The organism is Ensifer sp. NM-2, assembly GCF_003024455.1.
In the GTDB taxonomy this organism is placed as follows: Bacteria; Pseudomonadota; Alphaproteobacteria; order Rhizobiales; family Rhizobiaceae; genus Ensifer; species Ensifer canadensis.
Map to the genome: position 1 here is coordinate 1 of NZ_PVZR01000194.1, position 294 is coordinate 294.

Here is a 294-nt window from a genome sequence, read left to right on the forward strand (position 1 = left end):
TGGTAAGGGCCGTTTGCAGCCCGAACATAAGATTGGTTACCAGATCCACAATCGGTCCCCCTGGTTAAAGCGTTAGCCAGCGGCCCAATGCCGGCAGCGGCAGACCCAGCCCCCATATGAAAACCGCCGTGGCGAGGACTGCCAGAACGCCGGAAACGATTAGGCGTGTCAACATGCGCATCTCGGGCGCCGCCAGAGTGCCAACAAAGGCCGTCACGGTCACTGCGATTAGAAAACCGGCAGGTCTCACGAGCAGGCCAAAGAGAAGGGGGCTGGCCAGAACGCAAAGCAATC

At 59.5% G+C, this 294-nt stretch carries 1 pseudogene; it reads right to left on the bottom strand.

What is annotated here, in order from left to right:
* Positions 1 to 64: 64 nt before the first annotated feature.
* A pseudogene (locus C6558_RS39440) lies at positions 65 to 294 on the bottom strand (tripartite tricarboxylate transporter TctB family protein); the annotation flags it as partial.